The organism is Arenibacter certesii DSM 19833, from assembly GCF_000429545.1.
Lineage (GTDB): Bacteria > Bacteroidota > Bacteroidia > Flavobacteriales > Flavobacteriaceae > Arenibacter > Arenibacter certesii.
In genome coordinates, this window is the sequence record NZ_AUCB01000032.1 from 12,591 (window position 1) to 37,754 (window position 25,164).

A 25,164-nucleotide genomic window follows, 5' to 3' on the forward strand; every position below is an offset into this window, starting at 1 on the left:
TCTAAGCCTCCAACTAATCTGAATTTGAAATGAAAAAAATTATTCTCTCTTGTTTAATCATGGCGCAAATGACTTTTGCCAATGATATGGAATGGTCCAAAACTGGTCATAGAACTATTGGAGAAGTAGCACAACATCATTTGACCGGTAAAACAAAAAGAACCTTAAAAAAACTATTAAACGGAGAAAGTTTGGCTTTGGTCTCTAACCATGCGGATGAAATAAAAGCAGACCGTAGCTATTCAAAATTTGGTCCTTGGCACTATGTAAATTATCCCATGGATAAGAAGTATACCGAGGTAGAGCCTAGTAACGCGGGCGATATAGTGATGGGGATAGAAAAGAGCATTGAGATTATAAAGGATAAAAATAGTACAAAGGAAGACAAGGTATTTTACCTAAAAATGTTAGTGCATTTAATAGGAGACCTCCATCAGCCAATGCATGTGGGTAGATTGGAAGATAAAGGAGGAAATGATATTCAACTTCAATGGTTTGGTAGGGGAACTAATTTGCATAGGGTGTGGGATTCTAATATGATTGATGATTATGGCATGAGTTATTCGGAACTAGCTAATAATTTGCCAGAACTTTCCAAAAATCAAATTAAGGTTATACAAAAGGGAGATGTATATGATTGGGTTGAAGAATCCCACGAGTTATCTGCTGTTTTATATGATTCAGTTGAACCTGGTGAAAAATTGGGGTATGCCTATAGCTATAAATATTGGGTTACCGTGGAACAACAGTTGCAAAAAGGCGGACTCCGTTTGGCGAAGGTCCTAAACCAATTATTCTAGAGGTTGAAAAGTTAGGTTAGGTCTATAGATACATATAATATAAGTATTTTCCAAAGTTGGGGCAGTTATTTATCAATTGGAAATCGCGCCTTTTTACTTGTAATCGAAATTTAATGGAATTGGTCTATACCTAAGACAAATTCTTCATACCTACATGTTAGTAGGATTGAAGTGTGGCGTCAGGATATTGACATTACTCATGCCTGTATTGTTAAGGGAAGTGCCATACCGAACTTATAAAGGCATAAAAAAAATCGGTTGATAGAGCCGATTTTTTCTATTTAATCACCCTAAATGTCAGGTTAATTCTTTCTTCAATACGCCGCTTTGTCTTGGGGATTTGATGCAGCCAATGGTGTTGTGTTTCTCCCTTCATTACCAATAAGCTGCCATGTTGCAAAAGTATTTTATGTTTTAAATCGTTGTGCTCTTTGTGTTTTAGATGAAAATAGCGTTCTTGGCCTAAGGTAATGGATGCGATAATAGGGTTTATTCCCAACTCCTTCTCATCGTCCGCATGCCAACCATTACTATCGCTGCCATCCCTGTATAAATTAATCAAGCAACTGGTAAACGCTACTTCCGTTCTTTTTAGGAGGAGGTTTCTAATCTCCAATAATTCTTTGGAAAAACTATGGGGTTGCATGGTTATACCTGAATATTTATAGGTTTTTCCATTATCCCCATACAAAGCAGTTAGCCTGGGCTGTAGATAGGTCTTCCCAAATAAGGTAATGGTATCTTGTTGCCATGGTGTATTGTTCTTTAAATAATCAAAACAAATGGTGGCCTGTGAACTGGAAATGAAGTTAGGATAATAGATAATATCACTATTGGGAAGCTGAAGATCTATTGGTCCTAAAAATAACGGAGTACTCATTTAAAATCCGATTAATTGATTGTTTTTTATTGCACTATTATTCGAAATGTCCTGCTTTTACCCCTATAAATCAAAAGATAAAGATATGGAAATAAGCCACTTTATTCAGTGATATTAATTTTATGGCTACTTTAAATGTCAGTGGATTTTAATTTATAACAGATCTTATCGTTGCTGACAATTGGCCTATGGAATTTGAGTTCCGCCCAAATTTTCACGTCTATTGTTTACTTCAGGTTATTTCCTTTTTCAATTGTAATTAACTTGCAATGAAGATGAAGGTATAGCGATTTATTAAAGGCTGCGATCTTGTATTATAAATACTTTAAAAGGCGTAACCGTTTGTATTCTGGAACAGCAAGATTATTAATCGCTTTCTGTAATAAGAATGGATTTTTATGCTTAGAAAGGATAACAGTGAAGCATTCTGCAACAGTTAGCGTGTTTGTAGATTGCTGAACAAGCTCAATGGTATCTCCTTTAACAACACTTCCTTCCTCTAGAATTCTTACATAAGTCCCAGGTTTACCGTAGGCTAAATACTTTTCTATGATATGAGGGTCATTAAATCGCACTTTCAATTTATAACACGGTTCCCTAGGTGTGGAAATTTGCACTAAAGCGGTTCCAATCCTATAAACATCTCCAATTCTAGTAGTTGAATCATCCATGCCTTCGGTAGTTAAATTTTCTCCAAACATGCCCCAATCCCACTTGAGGTTCGGGTAGATTGCCTTCCAATACTCATAGTGTTCAGATGCAAATAAGAAGCAAGCCTTGTGAATACCGCCATGATGCTTACGATCCACGACAGTATCATTTTCTACATCAGTTTTCCCTAAGAATAAAGGTTGATTGGCGGGATATTTATAAATCCCGGTTTGCTCTTCCTTTCCATTCCACAGAAAAGTAGTTGCGGCACCTATGTTCGTACTAATAATTTTCATGCTATAAATTTTCGCTTTTTTCGTTTGCCTACTAGTAATGTATGGCTTAAATATCTCCCAAGTAATAGTAGGCCCAATAGATTAAGGCAAATTGCAACGGAATTCTAAGGATTAGCATCCATTTAGGAATTCTGGCTGCTTCTTTTTTTCCTTTTAACATATAAAAATGGACCGAAAGAAATACGGTCAACATGGCCATTATCCCATAGAGAGATAAATCTTTTGTTACCGAAAAACAAGCGCCAATTCCTAAAAGTATTTCGGCTAAACCGCTCAAGGCAACCAAAAGTTTTGGTTGTGGTAGATATTTGGGCATTATACGGAGATACACCTTGGGATTTATAAAATGCATGGTTCCTGCAAATATGTAGATAACCGACATGAGGTAAAGATGCCAAGGGTAAGTCATGCTAATTTTTTATTTGCGTGAATAATTACAGCTAGGAAGTGCAAGATAGCTAGAATAAAGTTGCGTTTACACAAATATAAAGGCCGCATCAAAAACTAAATTGATGCGGCCTTTTGTTTGTAGGTGTGTACTGATTAGTGTTTATTTCACCATTTCATAGCTACGCTTAATAAAATTGGTAAGCTCTTCTCCTTTAAGTAAACCCTTGGACAAACGCGCCAAATCTAGAGACTGATTTATAAGTCGCTCTTTCTTTTTAGTGGTCTTGGTGTTAAGGATTTCGGAAACCAACTCGTGATTGGTATTCACTACCAGATTGTACATTTCTGGCATATTTCCCATTCCAAACATTCCGCCTCCACCGGTTTGCTGCATCTCCTTCATTCTTCTCAAGAACTCTGGCTCGGTAATAATAAACGGAGAGGCATTGCTATCCATTGCTTCCATCTGAATGGTATAGCTTTTATTATTGATTGTTTTTTCGATGTCGGTTTTTAAGGTTTCTTTTTCCTCATCAGAAAGTTTGGAAATTTGGGTATCCTCTTTCTTGATTAGGTTATCCAAATGATCGGCATCTACCCTGGTGAAAGATATTTTCTCTTTACTAGTTTCTAGCTTTTGCATTAAATGTGGAACAATAGGAGAATCTAATAATAATACTTCATATCCTTTGTTCTTGGCAGCTTCTATATAGCTATGCTGCTCCTCTTTGTTGGAGGCGTATAGAATTACCAATTTATCCTCTTTATCGGTCTGATTCCCTTTTATTTTCTCCTGTAGCTCTTCAAAAGTATAGTACGTACCATCTACCGTAGGGTATAGAGCAAATTTATCTGCCTTTTCATAAAATTTGTCTTCCGATAGCATTCCGTACTCTATAACGATTTTTATATCGTTCCATTTGGCCTCAAAATCCTCTCTGTTATTTTTAAACAGTGATGCTAATTTATCGGCAACCTTACGAGTAATATAAGATGATATCTTTTTTACAGCGCCATCTGCCTGTAGATAAGATCTAGAAACGTTTAATGGGATGTCTGGAGAATCTATTACCCCGCGAAGCATGGTAAGGAATTCTGGTACAATTCCCTCAACGTTATCAGTTACAAATACCTGATTTTGATATAACTGTATCCTATCTTTTTGAGCGCTTAAGTCGTTGGTCAATTTTGGGAAATACAAAATCCCTGTTAAATTAAAAGGATAGTCAACATTCAGGTGAATGTTGAAAAGAGGCTCCTCAAATTGCATCGGGTAAAGTTCCCTATAAAATCCTTTGTAATCCTCTTCCTTAAGCTCTGTTGGTAGCTTGGTCCAGGCTGGGTTAGGATTGTTAATAATATTATCTACCTCTTGGGTTGGTGCAGGATCTTCTTCTTTGGCATCTTCTGGTTTAGGTAAGGTTTCAGTCCTTGTTCCAAATTTAATTGGAATAGGCATAAACTTATTGTACTTGCTCAGTAATTCCTCAATTCTGCTTTCCTCCAAAAATTCAGTAGAATCCTCAGCAACATGAAGTACAATCTCTGTTCCCCTAGTTTCTTTTTCAGCTTCTTCTAAGGTGAAATTTGGTGATCCATCACAAGTCCATCGTGCAGCAGGTGCATCGGTATAGCTCTTGGTGATGATTTCAACCTTTTCAGCAACCATAAAAGCAGAATAGAAACCTAATCCAAAATGACCGATGATACCTGAGTCTTTTGCGGAATCTTTGTATTTATCCAAGAATTCCTCAGCTCCAGAAAATGCAATGTCGTTTATATACTTTTCAACCTCTTCTTTAGTCATACCCACACCTTGGTCAATAATGTGGATTTTTTCACCTTCTTTATCTACTTTAATCTCAATAATAGGATTCCCATACTCCACGGATGCCTCTCCTATAGAGGTTAAATGTTTTAGCTTTAAAGTTGCATCGGTTGCATTGGAAACGAGCTCCCTAAGGAAAATCTCATGGTCGCTATATAAGAATTTTTTTATGAGCGGAAATATGTTCTCTACGGAAACATTAATCTTGCCTGTGGCCATACTTCTATAATTTTTATGTTTTACGGAATGTCAAAGTCAAATAAAGTACCATAATTGAAAATTGTGACAAACTGACACTATGTGTGTAAACAGAAATTATTTTATGTCACTTATGCAGGTCTACAGTGCAATCAGAGATGAAATACGGTAATTGTTAAGTTTGAAGGATTTTTTGAACTATTTTGGGGAATCCTAAATAATTTCTCCTACTTTAGATTTAATAAATAACTATTAGGCATAAGCCTAAACTTTTAAAACAAAGCAGATGTTCAACTCAAAAATTATTGGACTTGGTTTTTATGTGCCTGATAATGTAGTCACCAATGCGGATTTGTCCAAAGTGATGGATACGAATGACGAATGGATCCAAGAGCGTACCGGTATCAAGGAAAGAAGACATGTAATTAAAGGGGATGGGGATACCACCACTACTATGGGTGTTAAGGCGGCCAAAATTGCCATTGAACGTGCTGGGATAGATAAGGATGATATAGACTTTATTGTATTTGCCACCTTAAGTCCAGATTATTATTTTCCTGGGCCGGGGGTGTTGGTGCAACGAGATCTGGGAATTAAAACTGTAGGAGCGTTGGATGTAAGAAACCAGTGTTCTGGTTTTGTTTATGCTTTATCTGTGGCAGATCAATATATAAAAACGGGAATGTATAAAAATGTGTTGGTCATTGGCTCAGAGCTGCACTCCCATGGTTTGGATATGACTACTAGGGGAAGGGGAGTTTCTGTAATTTTTGGTGATGGCGCAGGCGCTGCGGTACTGAGTAGGGAGGAAGATGCTAAAAAGGGTATACTATCTACCCACTTGCACTCCGAAGGCCAACATGCAGAAGAATTGTCGCTAATTGCCCCTGGGATGGGTAAGCGTTGGGTAAACGATATTTTGGCGGATAACGACCCCAATGATGAGTCTTACTTTCCGTATATGAACGGTCAATTTGTATTTAAAAATGCAGTGGTCCGTTTTAGTGAAGTTATTGTCGAGGGATTAAAAGCTAATAATTTAGAAGCTAAAGATATTAATATGTTGGTGCCACATCAGGCGAACTTAAGAATCTCCCAGTTCATTCAGAAAAAGTTTGGTCTGCAAGATGATCAGGTATTCAATAATATTATGAATTATGGGAATACCACAGCTGCTTCTATTCCTATTGCACTAACCGAAGCTTGGGAGCAAGATAAAATAAAGTCAGGAGACTTGGTCGTGCTTGCTGCTTTTGGTAGTGGATTTACCTGGGGGAGTGTTATTATTAGATGGTAGTTAAACAATAATTTTATTTATAAATAAAACGAAACCCGGAACAGAAGCTCCGGGTTTCTTCATTGATAAACTATACTAAACACTAACCATTAACTATAAAAATACAGTCGTATCAATGATTGATATCATTATACTCCTAAAGTAAGGGGTTTTTGACCTCTTATAACGCTGTTTAACATTATTTAACTCACGTTTTAACATTGTAAAGGATTCATAATCTATGGATTACTGTTAATGTCATGCCCCTTAAATAGGCAGCTATTTTTCACCTTCATTAACTGGCTTGGCTACCAGTAGGATAACAGTAGGGATAATTAGATTGAAGCGATATTTGGATAACGGACGAGGGCTTTTTAAAGTGACGCTACTTTTGCTTTTAGTTTTAGCAAAATTAGGCGATACTTGGCTTTTCCTTTATTCTGATAAACCAAAGTCCAATAAATGTTATTAAACCGTTTATAGGCAGTAATTCATAACCTACCTGATAGCCCCCAATAACTTCTGATGGAATATTGGCAAGCAACACAATTAGTAGCACGGAAATCACTGAAACCAGTGCTGCATATTTATCCTTAATTTGATATTTGGTAATAATACCAAAGGAAAATAATCCTAATAGTGGGCCATAGGTATAAGTGGCAACGGTTAGGAGTCCATCTATGACATTCTTGTCCAGTATATGTTTAAAAATTATTATAACTATAATGAGTAGCATGCTCATTCCTATGTGTGTTCTTTTTCGGATGGATTTTTGTTTGGCCTCCGGTTGTTTGCTGATATTTAAAAAGTCTACACAGAAGGACGTTGTAAGTGCAGTAAGCGCACTATCTGCACTACTATAGGCTGCAGCGATCAATCCTAGCATAAAAGTTATGGCTACCGTAATCCCTAGTCCACTGTTAATGGCGATTTCAGGAAATAATAGGTCGGCCTTAGGGGAGCCATCCATTAAAGGAATGCCTATATTAAATTTGTTGGCATAGATAAATAATAGAGCTCCTAATAATAGAAATGCAAAGTTAACAACAATAAGTACCAAGCTAAAGGAGACTACATTTTTCTGGGCATCCTTTAGATTTTTGCAGGTGAGGTTTTTTTGCATCATATCCTGATCTAGGCCTGTCATACATATTGCAATAAACATCCCTCCAAGAAAGGATTTTACAAAATGTACCTTATTAAAAAAGTCATCGGTAAAGAAAACAGTATTGTATTTTTTTAATTCATCGGAGGCCAAGAATTCTGTAAAACTCCAACCTAATTCTTGATTAATTTGAAAAATAGACAAGCCAACAGCAATTAGCATAAATAACGTCTGTAAGGTATCGGTCCAAACAATGGTCTTTATTCCGCCTCTAAAGGTGTATATCCATATCAGTAGGATAGACAGGGTCACAGTGATCTCAAAGGGAACGTTCCAAGCATCAAAGACAAACTGCTGCAATACTATCGCTACCAGAAAGAGTCTAAAAGAAGCTCCTAAAACTCTGGATATAAAAAAGAAAAATGCCCCTGTCTTATAGCTGACCACCCCAAACCGCCCCTCAAGATACTCGTAAATGGAGGTCACATTTAATCTGTAATAAATAGGCAATAGCACGTAGGCAATTACCAAATACCCTGCCAAGTATCCAAATACTACCTGCATATAACTGAATTCTGAACCTTCTACCCACCCTGGTACAGATATAAAAGTAACTCCAGATAGTGAGGCCCCTATCATGCCAAAGGCCACTAAAAACCAAGGGGACTGTTTACCTGCCTTAAAAAAATCTACATTGGAATCATTTTTTCCAGTGAAATAAGAAATTAATAAAAGCAATAGGAAATAACAGCCTATCAACACTAAAATAAGAGTAGGGGTCATATTCAATAATTAAGCTGGCAAAGTACAAAAAACAAACAAATTACAATCAATGGATCTAAAGCAGCAAAATAAGCGGTCAGAGGCTATTCTAAATTATTTCTTTTCATTGGATGATTCCTATTAAATACTTTAAAATTGTAATTTTGTATTTATGGAATTTTCTTCTAAACTATTGGAAAACGCAGTCTATGAAGTATCCCAATTACCTGGGATTGGGAAGCGTACGGCATTGAGGTTGGTGCTCCATCTATTAAAGCAGCCCAATGAGCAGACCACAAGATTGACTAGCGCTTTGGTGAATTTAAAGAGCAATATCAAATTTTGCAAAAACTGTCACAACATTTCAGATGTGATACTGTGTGAAATCTGTGCCAATCCAAAAAGGGATCAGACCACAGTTTGTGTGGTAGAGGATATCCGTGATGTTATGGCAATAGAGAATACCGATCAATTTAAGGGACTCTACCATGTTCTTGGGGGAAAAATATCACCTATGGAAGGGGTAGGACCTCAAGATTTAACGATAGCTTCATTGATAGGAAAAGTGAAGCAAGGAGAAATAAAAGAACTTATTTTTGCATTAAGTTCTACCATGGAGGGGGATACCACTAACTTTTATATCTTTAAGCAGTTGGAGGGAACTGAAATTAAAACCTCTACAATTGCTAGGGGAATTGCTATAGGGGACGAATTGGAATATGCCGATGAGGTAACCTTGGGAAGGAGTATTTTAAATAGGATTCCTTTTGAGAATTCCTTAAAGGCGTAATTGAAATAAAATAAGTGATAAATAAAAGTGAATATTGTGGTCGCTAATTTATTATTTTTGCAAAATATTAATCATTATAAGTCTATTAAATACGAATATGTCAAAGTTTGAACTAAAATTACCGCAGATGGGTGAGAGTGTAGCGGAAGCTACCCTAACCACATGGCTTAAGGAAGTAGGGGATGTTATAGAAATGGATGAAGCTGTTTTTGAAATTGCGACCGATAAGGTAGATTCTGAAGTTCCCAGTGAGGTAGATGGAGTTCTGGTGGAGAAATTATTCGAAATAGATGATGTGATAAAAGTGGGGCAGACCGTAGCGATCATTGAAATAAATGGCGCTGGGGATCACACTTCGGAAACTGTTGAGTTAGAAGCCACTGCCGATGTTCCTGTAGCCCAAGTAAAAGCCGTTGAGAAAACGGTAGAGATAGCAAAACAAGATGCCTCTCCTGCAATTATAGATTTTAAGGAGTCAGATAGATTTTATTCTCCCTTAGTTAAAAATATCGCCAAACAGGAAGGGATTTCAGTAGCGGAGTTAGATGCTATTTCCGGAACAGGTAGTGAAGGTAGGGTGACTAAAAATGATATCTTGGAGTACATTGCCGATCGAAAATATGCAAAAGATCAGGTTTCTAATGTAGCTCAAGGTGTTAGTGAGACATCGGTTCAAAAACCAACACCGGTGAAATCACCAGAAGTCAAGCCAAATGTTGGTGTAGCACAAACAGTTAATGGGGATGAGCATATTCCATTGACACGTATGGGCAAATTAATAGCCCATCATATGACCGCAAGTTTAGCGACTTCTGCCCACGTACAAAGTTTTGTAGAGGTAGACGTAACTAAGGTGGTAAATTGGCGAAATAAGGTGAAAGATAGTTTTGAAAAAAGAGAAGGAGAGAAATTAACTTTTACTCCAATCTTTATGGAAGCAGTAGCCCTAGCCTTAAAAAAATACCCTATGATAAATATCTCCTTGGAAGGGGATACCGTAATTAAGAAGAAAAACATAAATATAGGTATGGCGGCGGCCTTGCCAGATGGGAATTTGATTGTTCCGGTAATAAAAAACGCGGATCAATTAAACTTGGTTGGGATGGCAAAAGCGGTGAACGATTTGGCAAAAAGAGCTAGGACCAATGCATTAAAGCCCGATGAGGTCAAAGAAGGGACCTATACGGTTACCAATGTGGGTACCTTTGGAAGTATTTTTGGGACTCCCATTATAAATCAGCCCCAAGTGGGGATTCTAGCCTTAGGAGCTATTAGAAAAATACCTGCAGTAGTGGAGACTAAAGAGGGTGATTTTATTGCTATCAGAAGCAAAATGTATCTTTCTCATAGCTATGACCATAGGGTTGTTAACGGTGCTTTGGGTGGAATGTTTGTAAAAGCGGTGGCCGATTACCTAGAAGCTTGGGACGTAAACAGGGAGGTTTAAAACCTTTGGTTTGCGTAGTGTTGGATTCTAGAGTGCTTTTAGTGTAGATTACGTGCTGATAGCGTTAGTCAGACGAAGCGCTTGTTTTCATTATTCCGGTTTTTTATACTTTTATTTAGATATGTTGTTCCTCTAAAATCCATTAATCTGTATTTTAGACCGTATCTTTATGAATAATTATTATTGCAAAAACATATTTTAACATGCAGCTAAAGCTTACAAAGCCAATTTGTTTTTTTGACTTAGAGACAACGGGAACCAATGTAGCAAAAGATAGGATCGTAGAAATTGCTATTTTAAAGGTACACCCAAACGGGAATAAGGAAAGTAAAACGTGGTTGGTAAATCCAGAAATGCATATTCCGGATGAAGTTGTTGCCATTCACGGTATTTCCAATGAAAAGGTGGCGAATGAACCTACCTTTAAACAGCTTTCTAGAGAAATTTATCAAATGATCAAGGATTGTGATCTTGGTGGTTATAATTCGGACCGTTTTGATATTCCACTACTGGCGGAGGAAATGTTACGGGCAGAAATAGATTTTGATATGAAAAGTACAGTTTCGGTAGATGTGCAGACTATTTTCCATAAAATGGAAAAACGTACCTTGGAAGCCGCCTATAAATTTTATTGCGATAAGGATCTAAAAAATGCGCACAGTGCAGAAGCTGATACTTTGGCCACCTATGAGGTGCTTTTGTCTCAATTGGAGCGCTACCCAGAACTTGAAAATAACGTTAAGAAGTTGTCTGAATTTACCACGCGAAAGCAATCGGTAGATTTTGCCGGATTTATTGCGTTGGACAAGGACGGAGAAGAGATTTTTTCCTTTGGAAAGCACAAGGGTAAAAAAGTTCATGACGTGCTAGAGAAGGAGCCAGGGTATTTTGGATGGATACTTAACGCCGATTTTCCACTGTACACAAAAAAAGTGTTGACTCAGATAAAGTTGAGCAAGCTAAATAATAAGTTAAGTTAATTGAGCGATTTCTTTTCTTAATTGGTACTTGTTAAATTCTTCTATTTTTCCATAGAATCAATTTGAGCGATTAATTAGTCTAAAAAAAGTAAGAAACTTCGCAACTATATCTTTATGTTTGATCTTTGAGTTTAAATTGATGTTTTACATAACCTTAATCAACCTGCATTTCTAATGAAGATTATTTGTATTGGTCGCAATTATGTAGATCATATAACGGAACTAAATAACGAGAAGCCAAATGAGCCGGTTGTTTTTATAAAGCCAGATTCCGCTGTTTTGCCAAAAGAACAGGATTTTTATATTCCTGAATTCTCCCAAGATGTCCATCATGAGGTTGAAGTTTTGGTAAAGATTAAAAAAGTGGGAAAGCATATAGACGTGAACTTTGCCCATAATTATTATGACGAAATAGGATTGGGTATAGATTTCACGGCTAGAGATCTACAATCTCAATTAAAGGAAAAAGGACTACCCTGGGAAAAGGCAAAAGGTTTTGACGGTGCTGCGGTTGTGGGAACTTGGTTGCCAAAATCTGATTTTAAGGATTTAAATAATTTAAATTTCCAACTTAAAAGAAATAATGAAGTGGTTCAGGAAGGAAATACAAGTCACATGATTTGGAAAATTGATGAGCTCATTTCCTACGTCTCTCGTTTTTTTATGTTAAAAAAAGGGGATATTATCTTTACTGGTACTCCAGCGGGTGTAGGAAAAGTAAATGCAGATGACTACCTTGTTGGTTCTCTTGAAAATACAGAATTGTTCTCTTTAAATATTAAATAAATGATTTATAATCTGGATAAAATAAATGAAATGGCAGATGGGGATGAGGAATTTGTCCGATCTGTTGTTGCTGTATTTTTAGAAGAAGTGCCCCAGGACCTAGATGAGCTGGCGAAGGTGTTAGAACATAAAGACTATACGAGTGTCTATAAATTGGCGCACAAAATTAAGCCTAATGTGGAATTGTTGGGTATGGAGCAGTCACGAGCCATGGCGTTGGAGATAGAAACCCTTGGTAGAAATATGGAGAATATCCCTGAAATAGATCGATTGGTCCCATTGCTTAAGAAAGATGTTTATCAAGTGATTACGGAGCTTAAAAATGATTTTAATCTTTAATGTTTGCTGAGATAATTACCATAGGGGATGAAATCTTAATTGGCCAGATCATAGATACCAATTCTGCTTTCATTGCTCAAGAATTAAATAAAATTGGTGTTTCTGTTTACCAGATCAGTTCGGTGCAGGATGATAGGGAGCACATTTTGCAGGCTATTAAGGAAGCCGAGTCTAGGTCCGATGTCATTATTGTGACCGGCGGACTTGGCCCTACCAAAGACGATATCACCAAGCATACCTTGTGCGAATATTTTGGCGACACCTTAGTAGAGAATAAAGCAGTGCTTTTGCACATAGAGGAAATTTTTAAAAAGTTTATCTCTACGCCTATTTCCGATATGAACAGAAAGCAGGCGTGGGTTCTAAGTAGGGCAGAAGTACTCCATAATGAGTATGGAACTGCGCCCGGTATGTGGATCCACAGAAATGGAAAAGTGGTCGTTTCCTTACCGGGAGTGCCCTTTGAAATGAAGAACTTGATCACGAGTGGGGTAATCCCGAAAATCATAGCTGAGTTTAAGCGTCCCTTTATCGTCCATAAGACCATAATCACTTATGGGATGGGGGAAAGTGCCATTGCGGAGATCCTCGATCCAGTAGAGGTGGAGCTGCCCGCTGAGGTGAAGCTTGCTTACCTGCCCAGTTTGGGGTCGGTTCGGTTAAGGCTTACTGGAAAGGGGCCCGATAAACAGAGGTTAATCAATTTAATAGAGGTGGAGGCCAATAAGATTAAGGTCTTATTGAAAGATTATATCTTTGGGGAAGATGGTGGGGAGCCTTTAGAAGTTATTGTTGCCAATTTATTAACGCGGCTGAAAATGACCCTAGGTACGGCAGAAAGCTTTACTGGAGGTAGAATAGCTCAAAAAATAACCAGTATTCCAGGGGCTTCGGTCTATTTTAAAGGTAGTGTGGTATGTTATGCCACCCAAGTTAAAATAGAGGTTCTTAAGGTGCCTCAGGCCTTGGTGGAGCAGTATTCTGTGGTAAGTGCCCAAGTGGCAAAGGCTATGGCCATGAACCTTAAGGAATTGTTGAAAACCGATTTTGCCATTGCTACAACTGGTAATGCGGGACCCACAAAAGGGGATTCGGATGCCGAAGTAGGAACGGTGTTTATCGCTATAGCGACTCCAAAAGAGGTTGTAGTAGAAAAATTCTTAATGGGTAGTCAAAGAGATAGGGTAGTGCAAAAGTCTGTAAATAAGGCGTTTGAGTTGTTGCAAAAAGAAATTTCAAAATTGTGACAAAGAATTTTGTACGTACCATATAAATAGCTTAAATTTGCACCCTGTTTATAACAAAATTAAAAGTAGCGAGATGTCAAAAGTTTGTGATGTTACTGGAAAGAGAGCCATGTTTGGAAATAATGTGTCCTTCTCGATTAATAAAACCAGAAGAAGATTTGATGTAAATCTTTCCAAAAAACGTTTCTATATTCCAGAAGAAGACCGTTGGGTAACCTTAAAGGTGTCCGCTAAGGCTTTAAAGAGTATTAACAAGAAGGGAATTTCCGTTGTTTTGAAAGAAGCAAAAGGGAAAGGATTGATTAAATAATCCTGAAATACTAAGATAAAATGGCAAAGAAAGGTAATAGAATCCAGGTTATTTTGGAATGTACTGAGCATAAGGAGTCTGGCATGCCAGGAACTTCTAGGTACATTACAACCAAAAGCAAAAAGAATACTCCAGATAGGATGGAAATCAAAAAATTCAATCCTATACTTAAGAGAGTGACAGTTCATAAAGAAATAAAATAATACGTCATGGCAAAGAAATCAGTAGCAACTTTACAAACTAGTTCAAAGAGACTAACTAAGGCTATTAAAATGGTAAAGTCACCAAAATCAGGTGCTTACGTATTTGTAGAGTCGGTTATGCAACCAGAATTGGTTAACGACTGGTTGAACAAGAAATAGAAATCCTTTTTAATGGATTATATAAGCTACTTTCATATGAGAGTAGCTTTTTTATTTTCATATCTTTGGGCAAAAGGAATACGCCACGATTATGAGTTTATTTAAGAAATTATTTTCGACACCCAAAAAAGAATCCCTAGATAAAGGTCTAGAGAAAACTAAGTCTACCTTTTTATCCAAATTAGGAAAGGCTGTAGTGGGGAAATCTAAAGTAGATGATGATGTTTTGGATAGCCTTGAGGAAATCTTGGTCTCCTCCGATGTAGGAGTAGATACTACCTTGAGGATAATAGACCGGATAGAAGCTAGAGTCTCTAAGGATAAATACGTAGGTACAGGCGAGCTTAACCGTATTTTAAGGGAAGAGATTGCTGGGCTCCTGTCCGAGACCAATTTTGGAAATGAGGTAGAATATTCCATCCCTAAAGATAAAAAGCCATATGTTATAATGGTGGTTGGTGTAAATGGTGTTGGGAAAACAACCACGATAGGGAAATTGGCCTATCAGTTTAAAAAACAAGGGTTAAAAGTAGTGTTAGGTGCTGCAGATACTTTTAGGGCCGCTGCTATAGAACAGCTTCAAGTATGGGCAGAAAGAGTAGATGTGCCTATCGTAAAGCAGCGTATGGGGAGCGATCCCGCCTCTGTTGCATTCGATACGCTTAGCTCTGCAGTCAATCAAAATGCCGATGTGGTAATCATTGATACTGCTGGTAGGTTGCACAATAAGGTGAATCTTATGAACGAGCTTACCAAGGTGAAAAGGGTAATGCAGAAAGTGGTTCCCGATACCCCGCATGAAGTGCTTTTGGTTTTGGATGGTTCTACAGGTCAGAATGCATTTGAACAGGCCAAACAATTTACCAAAGCTACAGAGGTGACGGCTTTAGCAGTTACTAAATTGGATGGTACTGCAAAAGGTGGAGTCGTGATAGGGATTTCCGATCAATTTAAAATTCCTGTTAGATATATAGGCGTTGGGGAAGGTATGGAAGATCTACAGGTTTTTAATAAAATAGAATTTGTAGATTCATTTTTTAGTTCAAAATCTTAAATCTGTGGGGTATGTACTTCTATGAATAAGGGTTTAATTGCTCTTTATGGTTGTTTTTAGCTGTTATTTAGGCTTTAAACCAAAGGATGCTAGCTTTATTTCCGCAACTCATATTTTTTATTTTTTAAACTTTCCTAAGCCGGGACTAGCTTAGCTGCATATTTTAATCATAAATAGTACCAATGCTCATTGGTCCTAAAGGCGTTTTGTTTTAGAAACGTTAAATATTAAGTATAAACCAACTTCAATCTTTTTGCATATCGTACTTTTGCACCTCATTAAGAAATTATGCGTACAAAATCACTTAAAAAGAATAAGATCAACGTAGTTACCTTGGGATGTTCCAAGAACGTTTACGACTCGGAAGTTTTAATGGGTCAGTTGAGGGCCAATAATAAAGACGTGGTCCATGAAGAGGAGGGTAACGTAGTCGTGATCAATACCTGTGGGTTTATTGCAAATGCCAAAGAGGAGAGCGTAAATACCATTTTGGAATACGTTCAAATGAAAGAGGCGGGTACGGTAGACAAAGTGTTTGTTACCGGCTGTTTAAGTGAGCGCTATAAGCCAGATCTTCAGAAGGAAATACCAAACGTGGACGAGTATTTTGGAACCAGTGAGTTGCCAAATTTACTTAAGGCGTTGGGTGCCGATTATAAACATGAGCTAATTGGGGAGCGATTAACTACTACCCCTAAGAATTATGCCTACCTTAAAATTGCCGAAGGCTGCGATAGGCCATGTTCCTTCTGTGCTATACCTATTATGCGAGGAAAGCATAGAAGCACACCAATAGAGGAGCTGGTTACAGAAGCCAATAAATTGGCTGCCAATGGGGTAAAAGAATTAATTCTTATTGCTCAAGATCTTACCTATTACGGTCTAGATCTTTACAAGAAACGTAATCTGGCCCAATTGCTAGAGGAATTGGTGAAGGTAGAGGGAATTGAGTGGATTAGACTGCATTATGCTTTTCCAACAGGATTCCCAATGGATGTGCTTGATGTGATGAAGCGTGAATCAAAAATATGTAACTACTTAGATATACCGCTGCAGCATATTTCCGATTCTATATTAAAAAGTATGCGTAGAGGGACCACCCAAGAGAAAACCACGAAGTTGTTAAAGGATTTTAGGGCAGCGGTACCTGGAATGACCATCAGGACTACCTTGATCGTTGGCTATCCAGGAGAAACTGAGGATGATTTTAATACTTTAAAGGAATGGGTGAGAGAAATGCGCTTTGAAAGGTTAGGGTGCTTCACCTATAGTCATGAGGAGAATACCCATGCGTACAAGTTGGTTGATGATGTTCCTGAGGAGGTAAAACAAGAACGTGCATCAGAAATAATGGAACTACAGTCTCAGATTTCTTGGGAGTTAAATCAAGAAAAAGTAGGACAGACCCTACGATGTATCATAGATAGAAAAGAAGGTAAATACTTCGTTGGTCGTTCCGAGTTCGATTCACCAGATGTAGATAATGAGGTTTTGGTAGATGCATCAAAGCACTATTTAAAAGTGGGTGAATTTGTAAATCTATCCATTTTTGAGGCGGCAGATTTTGATCTATACGGAGAGCCAGTTTAATGGAGTATTAAGTAGTGAGTATTGAGAGTGATGTGCCTTGTAAATTTTTCCGAGTATTTGCGTCGTTTTCGTATGCTCCGTATATTTTCTCTCTTAGCTTTCCACGTGTAGGTGTCAACCTATATCAGAGGCAGTCAACTTTTCCAAAATCTAAAAAAGAATTGAATAGCCCCGTGATTTATCACGGGGATTAATAGCAATTCAGAAAAACGGCTTTAGCCAAACTTTGAAAGCTCCATTAGTTGTCCAATGAACACCATTGGTAAATTAACTCCTGCATAGGATGAGAATTCTCAATCGGCAAAAAATGAGGATTATAGCAAAAGAAATTGCACGCAATTATAACAGACTTTGACTACGTTCAATCTCCAATGATCGGTAGCTGATCCTGCTTGTAGATGGGCATAGGTGGCTTCAGCCACCTTCTTGGCTAAGCGTAAACTATTTGCAATAAACAAGTAGAAAAGAAACCAGGGTTCAGTGAATAGTACTAGGTGAACAGTTTTGAAGAAATCATTATCATTGATAATGAAATTAATGTCTAAAACCGGTGTACTTTAATTAGGGAAGTTCACAATTATGGAGCAATTAAATGTGGGTATTAAGGAGTCAGTTGACTGTTGGTGGTAATTTGAATCTTCAACTTTTTACAATCTCTTACTTTCTTTGAAGTTCTAGCTTATAAATTTCCCTGCCTAGTTGCCCTAAAAATGGAAGTCCGATCGTCTCGTATTCGTATTGATCATCATTAAAAATACCATTTTTGTTTACCAGGATCGTTGCAGTAAGTATAAATTCTATATCATTTTTGGTGTCTACAATATAGGCGCAATCGGTTAAGGTACCATAAGCACTACCCGCTTTGTTGAATGTTTTTAAATTTTCAGGAATTTTATTTCGATTATCTCCATGCATTACAAAATTGCCATATCCGTCATAGTAGTCGTTTACGTCATATCCCAGTTCCTTGGGAAGTGTGCTCATTGCCTTAAGTAGAAATTCCCTGTCTTTAACTCCTAGGTTAAACTGTTCTTCTTTTTTGTAAAGTTCTGGAAAAACGATCCGTTTTAAAACTTGCAGCTGTGTGCTAAGTGGAAAGTAATTTTTCAAGCTAAAATCGAACGGTTCTTGTAAAAGATGGTCATCCTCATAGTAGGAGTTTCCTTTTGTGATTTTATTTAGGATTAATGGAACTGGTGGTTGATTAATAGTCGGACCTATTGGGGTGATGGTGGTGTCATTCAGATAGACTATTAAAGGGGTGGTAGTTATTTCAAATGCATTGGGTGTAGACAGTCGGTGAGAAATGCGCACCGGGGAAATGTGCTTATCCTTTAATTTTTTGTTGATGTAATCCTGACCTAAAAATTCAAACAAGCGGTTGTTTGCTTCGTTATCGCTTACAGCAAAAATCCGTAAGATGTCATGGGCGAAAGTAGTTTCAATGGAGTCGCCTTCCACATAAAATCGGGTGTAAAGGTCTATACCTTGCGTGTTCTGTAGTTTTTCTAAAGTCAATGCTGCAGTGATCAACTTCACTGTGCTTGCGGGATAAAAATAATTACTATCGTTGGCCTTGTAGGGATAGTCGATTAGGATTACACTATCCTGTTCCCTATTTATCTGGGTATAGATAAGCTGTAGCTCGTAGTTGCTAACGCTGTCCATTACTTTTTTTATTCTGGGATCGGATGAGGAAAGGGCAATCTCCAATATGTTATCCTGCTTCACTGGCGCGGTGCAGCCGCTGATCAATAAGGTTAGTAATGTTATTAATACTACAGGTTGTAAAGGCACGGCGGTATATTTATATTTTAAATTATTGTTTGGCAGTGTAAACCTCTCCTCTATGGGGTCTAAGTGCGTCTCTCATCGCAATCATTTTAGATTCGTTAACTACTAAAAATGCAATGGAATGCATTTCATTGATGTCTTGACTTCCAATTATGCAGTTTTCAAGCTGCTCGGATGCGCTATATTCTTCTAAATGAAGCTTGTGGTGTAAGGCGGTTTTATGGGCTGCTTCGCCCCTAAAATCCCAAATGAGTTTAATTTTTCTTTCCTCCATCCCGTAAAATTAATCAAAAAACAGTAGAGGGAGTTGCTATCGCATGATTGTTATATGAAATATGGTTTAACGCTATTAAAAGGGTAGGAGCTATTTATTTAGCGACTTTGCTGCAAAGATTATGTTAAACGAGATAGATTTATTTAAAAAAATGAGAACTTGCATAACGCTTTGTAATTGTTAAATTTGCTGCATGCATTACCATAGATTAAAATTAAAAAGGGTGCGGGGATTCATATTATGGGCCATTCTGCTATGCGCCTTTATTTCCTGTGATTCGCTTTTTAAAAAAGAATCAAATCGTGTCGCAATTGCCAGGGTAGGGGAAGCGTATTTGTACAAGGAAGATCTGGCTGTTTTAAAATTCAGCAACTTGTCCAAAGAGGACAGTCTTTCGGTAATCAATAATTTTATTAATAACTGGGCCTATAAGCAGTTGCTACTTTCAAAGGCGAAAATTAATTTGCCGGAAGAAAAAGTTAGGGTTTTTGAGGAATTGGTATCAGACTACCGAACAGATCTATACACTGGGGCTTATAAAGAGGCTTTGGTGCTCAAATCCCAAGATACTACTATCAGTGATATTCAGCTATCTGAGTTTTATGATCGTGAGAAGGAGAATTTTAAATTAAAGGAGCGAATAGTGCAACTTAGATTCGTAGAATTGCCGGTGAAGTATTTGGATAAGGAGCTGGTATCTAGTAAATTGAGGAGTTTTAAGGAAGCAGACCGTACCTATTTGGATTCAGTTAGTATCCAATTTAAAAAAATGAATTTTAACGATTCCCTTTGGGTTGGGCTCAGCAGAGTGATGGAAGAAATAAGGCCATTAACCGCTGATAATCAAGGGAGGTACTTAAAAAAATCACAATTTTTTGAATTGCAGGACTCTTTAGGGGTATATTTGGCAAAGATTAATGATATCCTGGAAATCAACGACATTGCTCCACTTTCATATATTAAACCCACTATTAAACAGCTTCTTTTAAATAGAAGAAAGTTGAATTATATGAAAACATTGGAAATGGATATTTTAGATGAAGCTATTAAAGATAAAGAATTTGAAGTGTATGAATAAGGTATGTAAAAGAAGTTTTCCCCTATCTATTTTGTTGTTTGCGGGAATGCTCAGTGCTCAAGAAACTGAAAAGTTACCCGATACACAGGTAGAACCCAATACAATTAATATTGAGGAAACTTCAATTTCCAAGAACGATACGATCAATAATTTTACCAAGGTTAAATTGGATGGTATTGCCGCTGTGGTAGGAGATTATGTGATATTGGAATCGGATATTGAAAAAACCTTGATCGATTTAAAAAATCAAGGGGCTTCCACTGCAGATATTACAAGATGTGGACTACTAGGCAAATTGATGGAAGATAGATTGTATGCCCATCAAGCAGTGCAGGATAGTATTTTGGTTTCGGATGATGAGGTAAATGCTACAGGAGATCACCAGTTACAACAATTGGTGGCTCAGATCGGGTCTATGGAAAAGGTGCTTAGCTATTATAAAAAAGAAGATGAAGCCAGTTTTCGCGAAGATCTTTATAAGATCAATAAATTGAGAATGCTTTCCGAAAAAATGCAAAATAAGATTGTTTCGGAAATAGAAATTACCCCAGAGGAAGTAAGGCAGTTTTTTAATAGAATTCCAGAAGATGAAAGGCCCCTATTTGGTGCGGAATTAGAAATTGCCCAAATTGTAAAGGAACCAAAAGCTTCAGAATCGGAAAAGCAAAAAGTAATAGATCAGTTAAATGAAATTAGGGCAGATGTTTTAGAAAATGATGCCAGTTTTAATGTAAAGGCTATTTTATATTCCCAAGATCCAGGTTCTAAATCCAAGGGAGGTTTTTATAGTATGACTAGAGAAACGCCATTTGTTAAAGAATTTAAGGACGTGGCATTTAGCTTAAGGGAAGGTGAGATTTCTGAGCCTTTTGAAACTGATTTTGGATTCCATATCATTTTAGTGGAGAAAATAAGAGGTAGAGAATTAGATTTACGACACATTCTTATTAGCCCAGAGATTTCCCAAGCGGAGTTAGATAAGGCAAAAAAGGAATTGGATAGCATAAGGAAAGGCGTAATGGATGGTAAATTTACCTTTGCCGAAGCGGCCCTGAACTTCTCTGATGAAAAAGAAACGAAGTTTGATGGTGGTTTGTTACGTAACCCGTCCGATTTTAGTTCTCGATTTGAATTGACAAAAATGGAACCTTCTCTATACAATCAGGTGAGGGATATAAAAGATAATGAGATTTCACATCCTATTTTGGAAAACGACCCTAGGGGAGGTGGACCTAAGTATAAGATCATGAAAATTACCAACCGATTTGAGGAGCATGTTGCTAATTTCTCCCAGGATTATATTAAAATCCAGGAATTGGCGTTAAGGGAAAAGCAATTCAAAGCTATAAAGAAATGGATGGAAAATCACATTAAAGATACCTATGTAAGTGTTAACGCAGCAAATAAAAACTGTGACTTTGCCAATAATTGGATAAAGGATTAATGGGATGTCAGATGTATCGGCGATTAAGAATTTAGTAGTAAAAAACCAGGCACTTAAAAAGGAGGTAGCTAAGGTCATCATCGGCCAGGAAGAAGTGGTAGACCAATTGCTGCTTTCTATATATACTGGGGGTCATTCCTTATTGATCGGGGTTCCTGGTCTAGCTAAGACGTTAATGGTGAATACCCTGTCTTTGGCCCTAGGCCTTAATTTTAAACGAATTCAGTTTACCCCAGATCTTATGCCAAGTGATATTCTTGGAAGTGAAGTGCTGGATCAAAACAGAAACTTTAAATTTATTAAGGGGCCTATATTTGCCAATATTATCCTTGCGGACGAGATTAACCGAACCCCGCCAAAAACACAAGCGGCCCTATTGGAGGCCATGCAGGAGCGAGCGGTAACCATAGCTGGGAATTCTTATAAATTAGACTTGCCATACTTTGTCCTGGCGACCCAAAACCCTATAGAGCAAGAAGGAACATATCCTTTGCCAGAAGCTCAACTGGATAGATTTATGTTTGCTATTGAGCTTAAGTATCCCTCCGTAGCGGAAGAGATACGGGTGGTGAAAGAAACCACCTCTGATATTGAGCAAAAAATACAACCCCTGTTTACAGCAGCTGAAATTTTGGAAATACAACATTTGGTAAGAAGGATTCCTGTGCCGGATATGGTGGTAGAATATGCTGTGAAATTGGTAAATAGTACCAGACCGAATATAGATGGAGCATCAGAATTTGTAAAGCAATATATAGATTGGGGAGCAGGGCCTAGAGCTTCCCAAAATTTAATTCTAGCTGCAAAGGCCAATGCGGCGGTAAACGGAAAATTTTCTCCGGATATCGAAGACGTTAAAGCCGTGGCAATGGGAATATTAAGACATAGGATCATTAAGAATTATAAGGCGGAAGCAGAGGGGATATCGGAAACGGATATTGTGCACAAGCTTTTGTAGTTGGTATTAACATTTACGGGGATTTAGTTGACATTAATCGCCCCTAATAATTACATTTAGGGTTGGTTTATCACATTCTTTTTTGCAATCGTGTAAAATTGGACTATTCTTTGTTTAAAAGTTTTATTAACCTATTGTATTTTCTTAATTTTGAAAAATTACGTTAACTCATAATATTATATATAATGGCATTCGATATTGATATGATTAAGAAGGTGTATGCTAACATGGCAGAGCGTGTTGATAAGGCTCGTGAGGTTGTTGGCAAACCTTTGACACTTTCGGAAAAAATTCTATACTCCCACTTATGGGACGGGAATCCAACCGTAGCATTCAAAAGAGGGAAGGACTATGTAGATTTTGCACCGGATAGGGTTGCATTACAAGATGCTACCGCTCAGATGGCATTACTTCAGTTTATGCAAGCTGGAAAAGCTAAGGTGGCTGTTCCTACGACTACGCATTGTGATCATTTGATTCAAGCAAAACAGGGAGCTGTGCCAGATTTATTGCGTGCTAATGAAGTTAGTCATGAGGTATTTGATTTCCTTGAGTCTGTTTCCAATAAATACGGACTAGGATTTTGGAGACCAGGCGCGGGAATTATCCATCAAGTGGTATTGGAAAATTATGCGTTCCCAGGTGGAATGATGATCGGTACTGATTCGCATACCGTAAACGCTGGTGGATTAGGGATGGTTGCTATTGGAGTAGGAGGAGCTGATGCTGTTGATGTTATGGCCGGAATGGCTTGGGAACTTCGCTTTCCAAAGCTTATAGGTGTTAAATTAACTGGGGAGCTTAATGGCTGGACCGCTTCTAAGGACGTTATCTTAAAAGTAGCCGAAATCCTTACTGTTAAAGGAGGAACTGGAGCTATTGTAGAATATTTTGGACCTGGTGCAAAAAATCTTTCTTGTACAGGAAAAGGAACTATTTGTAACATGGGTGCCGAAATCGGAGCCACTACATCAACTTTCGGCTATGATGATTCCATGGAACGTTTCCTACGTGCCACTGAAAGAGAGGAAGTTGCCGACGAAGCAAATAAAATTAGGGAATATTTAACCGGAGATGAGGAAGTATATGAGAATCCGGAGCAGTATTTTGATCAAGTGATCGAGATTGATCTTACAGCCTTAAGGCCTTTATTGAATGGACCGTTTACGCCAGACCTTGCAACTCCAGTTGGTGAGTTGGGAGAGAAAGCACGTGCAAACGATTGGCCATTAAAAGTAGAGTGGGGATTAATCGGATCTTGTACTAACTCGTCTTATGAAGATTTGACTCGTGCCGCTTCTATCGCCCAACAGGCTATCGATAAGAAATTAAAGCCAAAAAGTGATTTTGGAATTAATCCTGGATCAGAGCAAATTCGCTTTACTGCCCAGCGGGATGGACTTTTGCAAACCTTTGAGAAAATTGGTGCTACCATCTTTACTAATGCCTGTGGACCATGTATAGGACAGTGGGACCGTAGTGATATGTTGGGAGATCAAAAGAACACTATTGTGCATTCTTTTAACAGAAACTTCTCTAAACGTGCAGACGGAAATCCAAATACCCATGCCTTTGTAGGTTCTCCAGAAATGGTTGCTGCAATCGCAATTTCAGGACGCTTGGATTTTGATCCTATGAACGATACCTTGATCAATGAAGATGGGGAAGAAGTGATGTTAGACATTCCAAGAGGAATAGAGTTACCGCCATTAGGCTTTGAGGTGGATGATAATGGATACTTAGCACCAAAAGAAGATGGAAGCTCAGTTGAAGTAATTGTTGCTCCAGATAGTGAAAGACTTCAGCTGTTGGAGCCTTTTGAGCCAATAAAGTCATCGGAGTTACAAGGAGTTAAACTTCTTATTAAAGTTGAAGGCAAGTGTACTACGGACCATATTTCTATGGCCGGACCTTGGTTAAGATACCGTGGGCACTTAGACAATATTGCGAACAACACCCTAATAGGGGCAGTTAACTTTTTTAATGGGAAAACCAATTTTGTTAAGAATCAATTGACTGGGGAATACGCAGGAGTACCAGATGCTCAGCGTGCCTATAAAGCTGCAGGTGTAAAAACTATAGTTGTAGGGGATCATAATTACGGGGAAGGCTCTTCTAGAGAGCATGCTGCAATGCAACCAAGACATTTGGGTGTGGCTGCAGTATTGGTAAAATCCTTTGCTCGTATCCACGAAACTAACCTTAAGAAACAAGGTATGCTAGGGCTTACTTTTGCAAATGAAAAGGATTATGATCTTATTCAGGAAGATGATACCTTCAATTTTGTAGATATTTATGAGTTTGCCCCAGATAAGCAGATTACCTTAGAATTGGTACATGCAGACGGTTCAAAGGATACTATTAAATTGAATCATACCTATAACCAAGCTCAGATAGAATGGTTTAAGGAAGGCTCTGCCCTTAATGTGATTAAAAAGGAAAATGCCCGTTAAGGCATTGTAGTAAATACTTTTAAAAAACTCCTGATCTTCATCAGGAGTTTTTTAGTTTTGACAAGCCTATAA

Annotated in this window: 24 protein-coding genes; 17 read left to right on the top strand and 7 right to left on the bottom strand. The window is 37.8% G+C overall.

The features are described from left to right. Positions 1-29 precede the first annotated feature (29 nt). Positions 30-800, top strand: a complete 771-nt coding sequence (locus G466_RS0114440; protein ID WP_026814305.1) for a S1/P1 nuclease — start codon at positions 30-32, stop codon at positions 798-800. Between the two features lie 277 nt (positions 801-1,077). Here the strand turns inward: G466_RS0114440 and G466_RS0114445 are convergent, their stop codons facing one another. The 4 genes from G466_RS0114445 to htpG form a co-directional block, all read right to left on the bottom strand. Beyond that, positions 1,078-1,680, bottom strand: coding sequence for an alpha-ketoglutarate-dependent dioxygenase AlkB family protein (locus G466_RS0114445; protein ID WP_034235780.1), 603 nt, complete (start codon positions 1,678-1,680; stop codon positions 1,078-1,080). A 314-nt stretch (positions 1,681-1,994) separates the two neighbouring features. Further along, a complete protein-coding gene (locus tag G466_RS0114450; RefSeq protein ID WP_026814307.1) occupies positions 1,995-2,627 on the bottom strand; it encodes an MOSC domain-containing protein in 633 nt (210 codons plus the stop codon). A 46-nt stretch (positions 2,628-2,673) separates the two neighbouring features. Further along, positions 2,674-3,036, bottom strand: coding sequence for a DoxX family protein (locus tag G466_RS0114455; protein ID WP_026814308.1), 363 nt, complete (start codon positions 3,034-3,036; stop codon positions 2,674-2,676). Positions 3,037-3,177: 141 nt separating this feature from the next. After that, the gene (gene htpG, locus G466_RS0114460) at positions 3,178-5,064 is read right to left on the bottom strand and encodes a molecular chaperone HtpG (protein WP_026814309.1); all 1,887 of its coding nucleotides are present in this window, start codon (positions 5,062-5,064) and stop codon (positions 3,178-3,180) included. Positions 5,065-5,329: 265 nt separating this feature from the next. On the opposite strand from htpG, the gene G466_RS0114465 reads away from it, so the two are divergent. Continuing rightward, on the top strand, positions 5,330-6,340 hold the full coding sequence (locus tag G466_RS0114465) for a 3-oxoacyl-ACP synthase III family protein (protein WP_026814310.1): 1,011 nt from the start codon (positions 5,330-5,332) through the stop codon (positions 6,338-6,340). A gap of 391 nt (positions 6,341-6,731) precedes the next feature. On the opposite strand, the gene G466_RS0114470 is transcribed toward G466_RS0114465, so the two are convergent. Next, the gene (locus G466_RS0114470) at positions 6,732-8,207 is read right to left on the bottom strand and encodes a sodium:solute symporter (protein ID WP_026814311.1); all 1,476 of its coding nucleotides are present in this window, start codon (positions 8,205-8,207) and stop codon (positions 6,732-6,734) included. A 151-nt stretch (positions 8,208-8,358) separates the two neighbouring features. On the opposite strand from G466_RS0114470, the gene recR reads away from it, so the two are divergent. The 11 genes from recR (at position 8,359) to rimO (ending at position 17,091) form a co-directional block, all read left to right on the top strand. Next, on the top strand, positions 8,359-8,976 hold the full coding sequence (gene recR, locus G466_RS0114475) for a recombination mediator RecR (protein WP_026814312.1): 618 nt from the start codon (positions 8,359-8,361) through the stop codon (positions 8,974-8,976). Between the two features lie 97 nt (positions 8,977-9,073). Beyond that, positions 9,074-10,423, top strand: coding sequence for a dihydrolipoamide acetyltransferase family protein (locus G466_RS0114480; protein WP_026814313.1), 1,350 nt, complete (start codon positions 9,074-9,076; stop codon positions 10,421-10,423). 203 nt (positions 10,424-10,626) lie between these two features. Further along, a complete protein-coding gene (locus G466_RS0114485; RefSeq protein WP_026814314.1) occupies positions 10,627-11,403 on the top strand; it encodes a 3'-5' exonuclease in 777 nt (258 codons plus the stop codon). A gap of 174 nt (positions 11,404-11,577) precedes the next feature. Further along, the gene (locus G466_RS0114490) at positions 11,578-12,189 is read left to right on the top strand and encodes a fumarylacetoacetate hydrolase family protein (protein WP_026814315.1); all 612 of its coding nucleotides are present in this window, start codon (positions 11,578-11,580) and stop codon (positions 12,187-12,189) included. Continuing rightward, positions 12,190-12,528, top strand: a complete 339-nt coding sequence (locus G466_RS0114495) for an Hpt domain-containing protein (protein ID WP_026814316.1) — start codon at positions 12,190-12,192, stop codon at positions 12,526-12,528. It abuts the gene before it with no gap. Then, the gene (locus G466_RS0114500) at positions 12,528-13,775 is read left to right on the top strand and encodes a competence/damage-inducible protein A (RefSeq protein WP_026814317.1); all 1,248 of its coding nucleotides are present in this window, start codon (positions 12,528-12,530) and stop codon (positions 13,773-13,775) included. Before G466_RS0114495 ends, G466_RS0114500 begins: the two co-directional genes overlap by 1 nt. A gap of 73 nt (positions 13,776-13,848) precedes the next feature. After that, positions 13,849-14,085, top strand: coding sequence for a 50S ribosomal protein L28 (rpmB, locus tag G466_RS0114505; protein WP_026810198.1), 237 nt, complete (start codon positions 13,849-13,851; stop codon positions 14,083-14,085). A gap of 20 nt (positions 14,086-14,105) precedes the next feature. Continuing rightward, positions 14,106-14,288 (top strand): 50S ribosomal protein L33, encoded by a 183-nt coding sequence (rpmG, locus tag G466_RS0114510; RefSeq protein ID WP_026814318.1) that lies wholly within the window; start codon positions 14,106-14,108, stop codon positions 14,286-14,288. A 6-nt stretch (positions 14,289-14,294) separates the two neighbouring features. Beyond that, positions 14,295-14,447: a DUF4295 domain-containing protein gene (locus tag G466_RS23545; protein WP_084148768.1), complete on the top strand. Its 153-nt coding sequence runs from the start codon at positions 14,295-14,297 to the stop codon at positions 14,445-14,447. A 91-nt stretch (positions 14,448-14,538) separates the two neighbouring features. Beyond that, positions 14,539-15,501, top strand: coding sequence for a signal recognition particle-docking protein FtsY (gene ftsY / locus G466_RS0114520; RefSeq protein WP_026814319.1), 963 nt, complete (start codon positions 14,539-14,541; stop codon positions 15,499-15,501). A gap of 288 nt (positions 15,502-15,789) precedes the next feature. Next, positions 15,790-17,091: a 30S ribosomal protein S12 methylthiotransferase RimO gene (gene rimO, locus G466_RS0114525; protein WP_026814320.1), complete on the top strand. Its 1,302-nt coding sequence runs from the start codon at positions 15,790-15,792 to the stop codon at positions 17,089-17,091. Positions 17,092-17,748: 657 nt separating this feature from the next. On the opposite strand, the gene G466_RS0114530 is transcribed toward rimO, so the two are convergent. Both G466_RS0114530 and G466_RS0114535 read right to left on the bottom strand, forming a co-directional pair. Next, positions 17,749-18,888, bottom strand: coding sequence for a serine hydrolase (locus G466_RS0114530; protein ID WP_026814321.1), 1,140 nt, complete (start codon positions 18,886-18,888; stop codon positions 17,749-17,751). A gap of 22 nt (positions 18,889-18,910) precedes the next feature. Continuing rightward, entirely contained in the window at positions 18,911-19,159 is a 249-nt protein-coding gene (locus G466_RS0114535; protein ID WP_026814322.1) for a hypothetical protein, read from the bottom strand. A gap of 193 nt (positions 19,160-19,352) precedes the next feature. Here G466_RS0114535 and G466_RS0114540 point away from each other — a divergent pair, with 193 nt between their 5' ends. The 4 genes from G466_RS0114540 to G466_RS0114555 all read left to right on the top strand — a co-directional run bounded on the left by G466_RS0114540 (position 19,353) and on the right by G466_RS0114555 (position 25,092). Continuing rightward, entirely contained in the window at positions 19,353-20,237 is an 885-nt protein-coding gene (locus G466_RS0114540; RefSeq protein WP_026814323.1) for a hypothetical protein, read from the top strand. Further along, positions 20,230-21,681, top strand: coding sequence for a peptidylprolyl isomerase (locus tag G466_RS0114545; protein ID WP_026814324.1), 1,452 nt, complete (start codon positions 20,230-20,232; stop codon positions 21,679-21,681). The genes G466_RS0114540 and G466_RS0114545 overlap by 8 nt, the downstream gene beginning before the upstream one ends. Before the next feature lie 4 nt (positions 21,682-21,685). Continuing rightward, positions 21,686-22,639 carry an AAA family ATPase gene (locus G466_RS0114550; protein WP_026814325.1) on the top strand — a complete coding sequence of 318 codons (954 nt, stop codon included), beginning with the start codon at positions 21,686-21,688 and terminating at the stop codon, positions 22,637-22,639. A 185-nt stretch (positions 22,640-22,824) separates the two neighbouring features. Continuing rightward, complete coding sequence (locus tag G466_RS0114555) at positions 22,825-25,092, top strand: aconitate hydratase (RefSeq protein WP_026814326.1); 2,268 nt, start codon at positions 22,825-22,827, stop codon at positions 25,090-25,092. Positions 25,093-25,164: the final 72 nt, after the last annotated feature.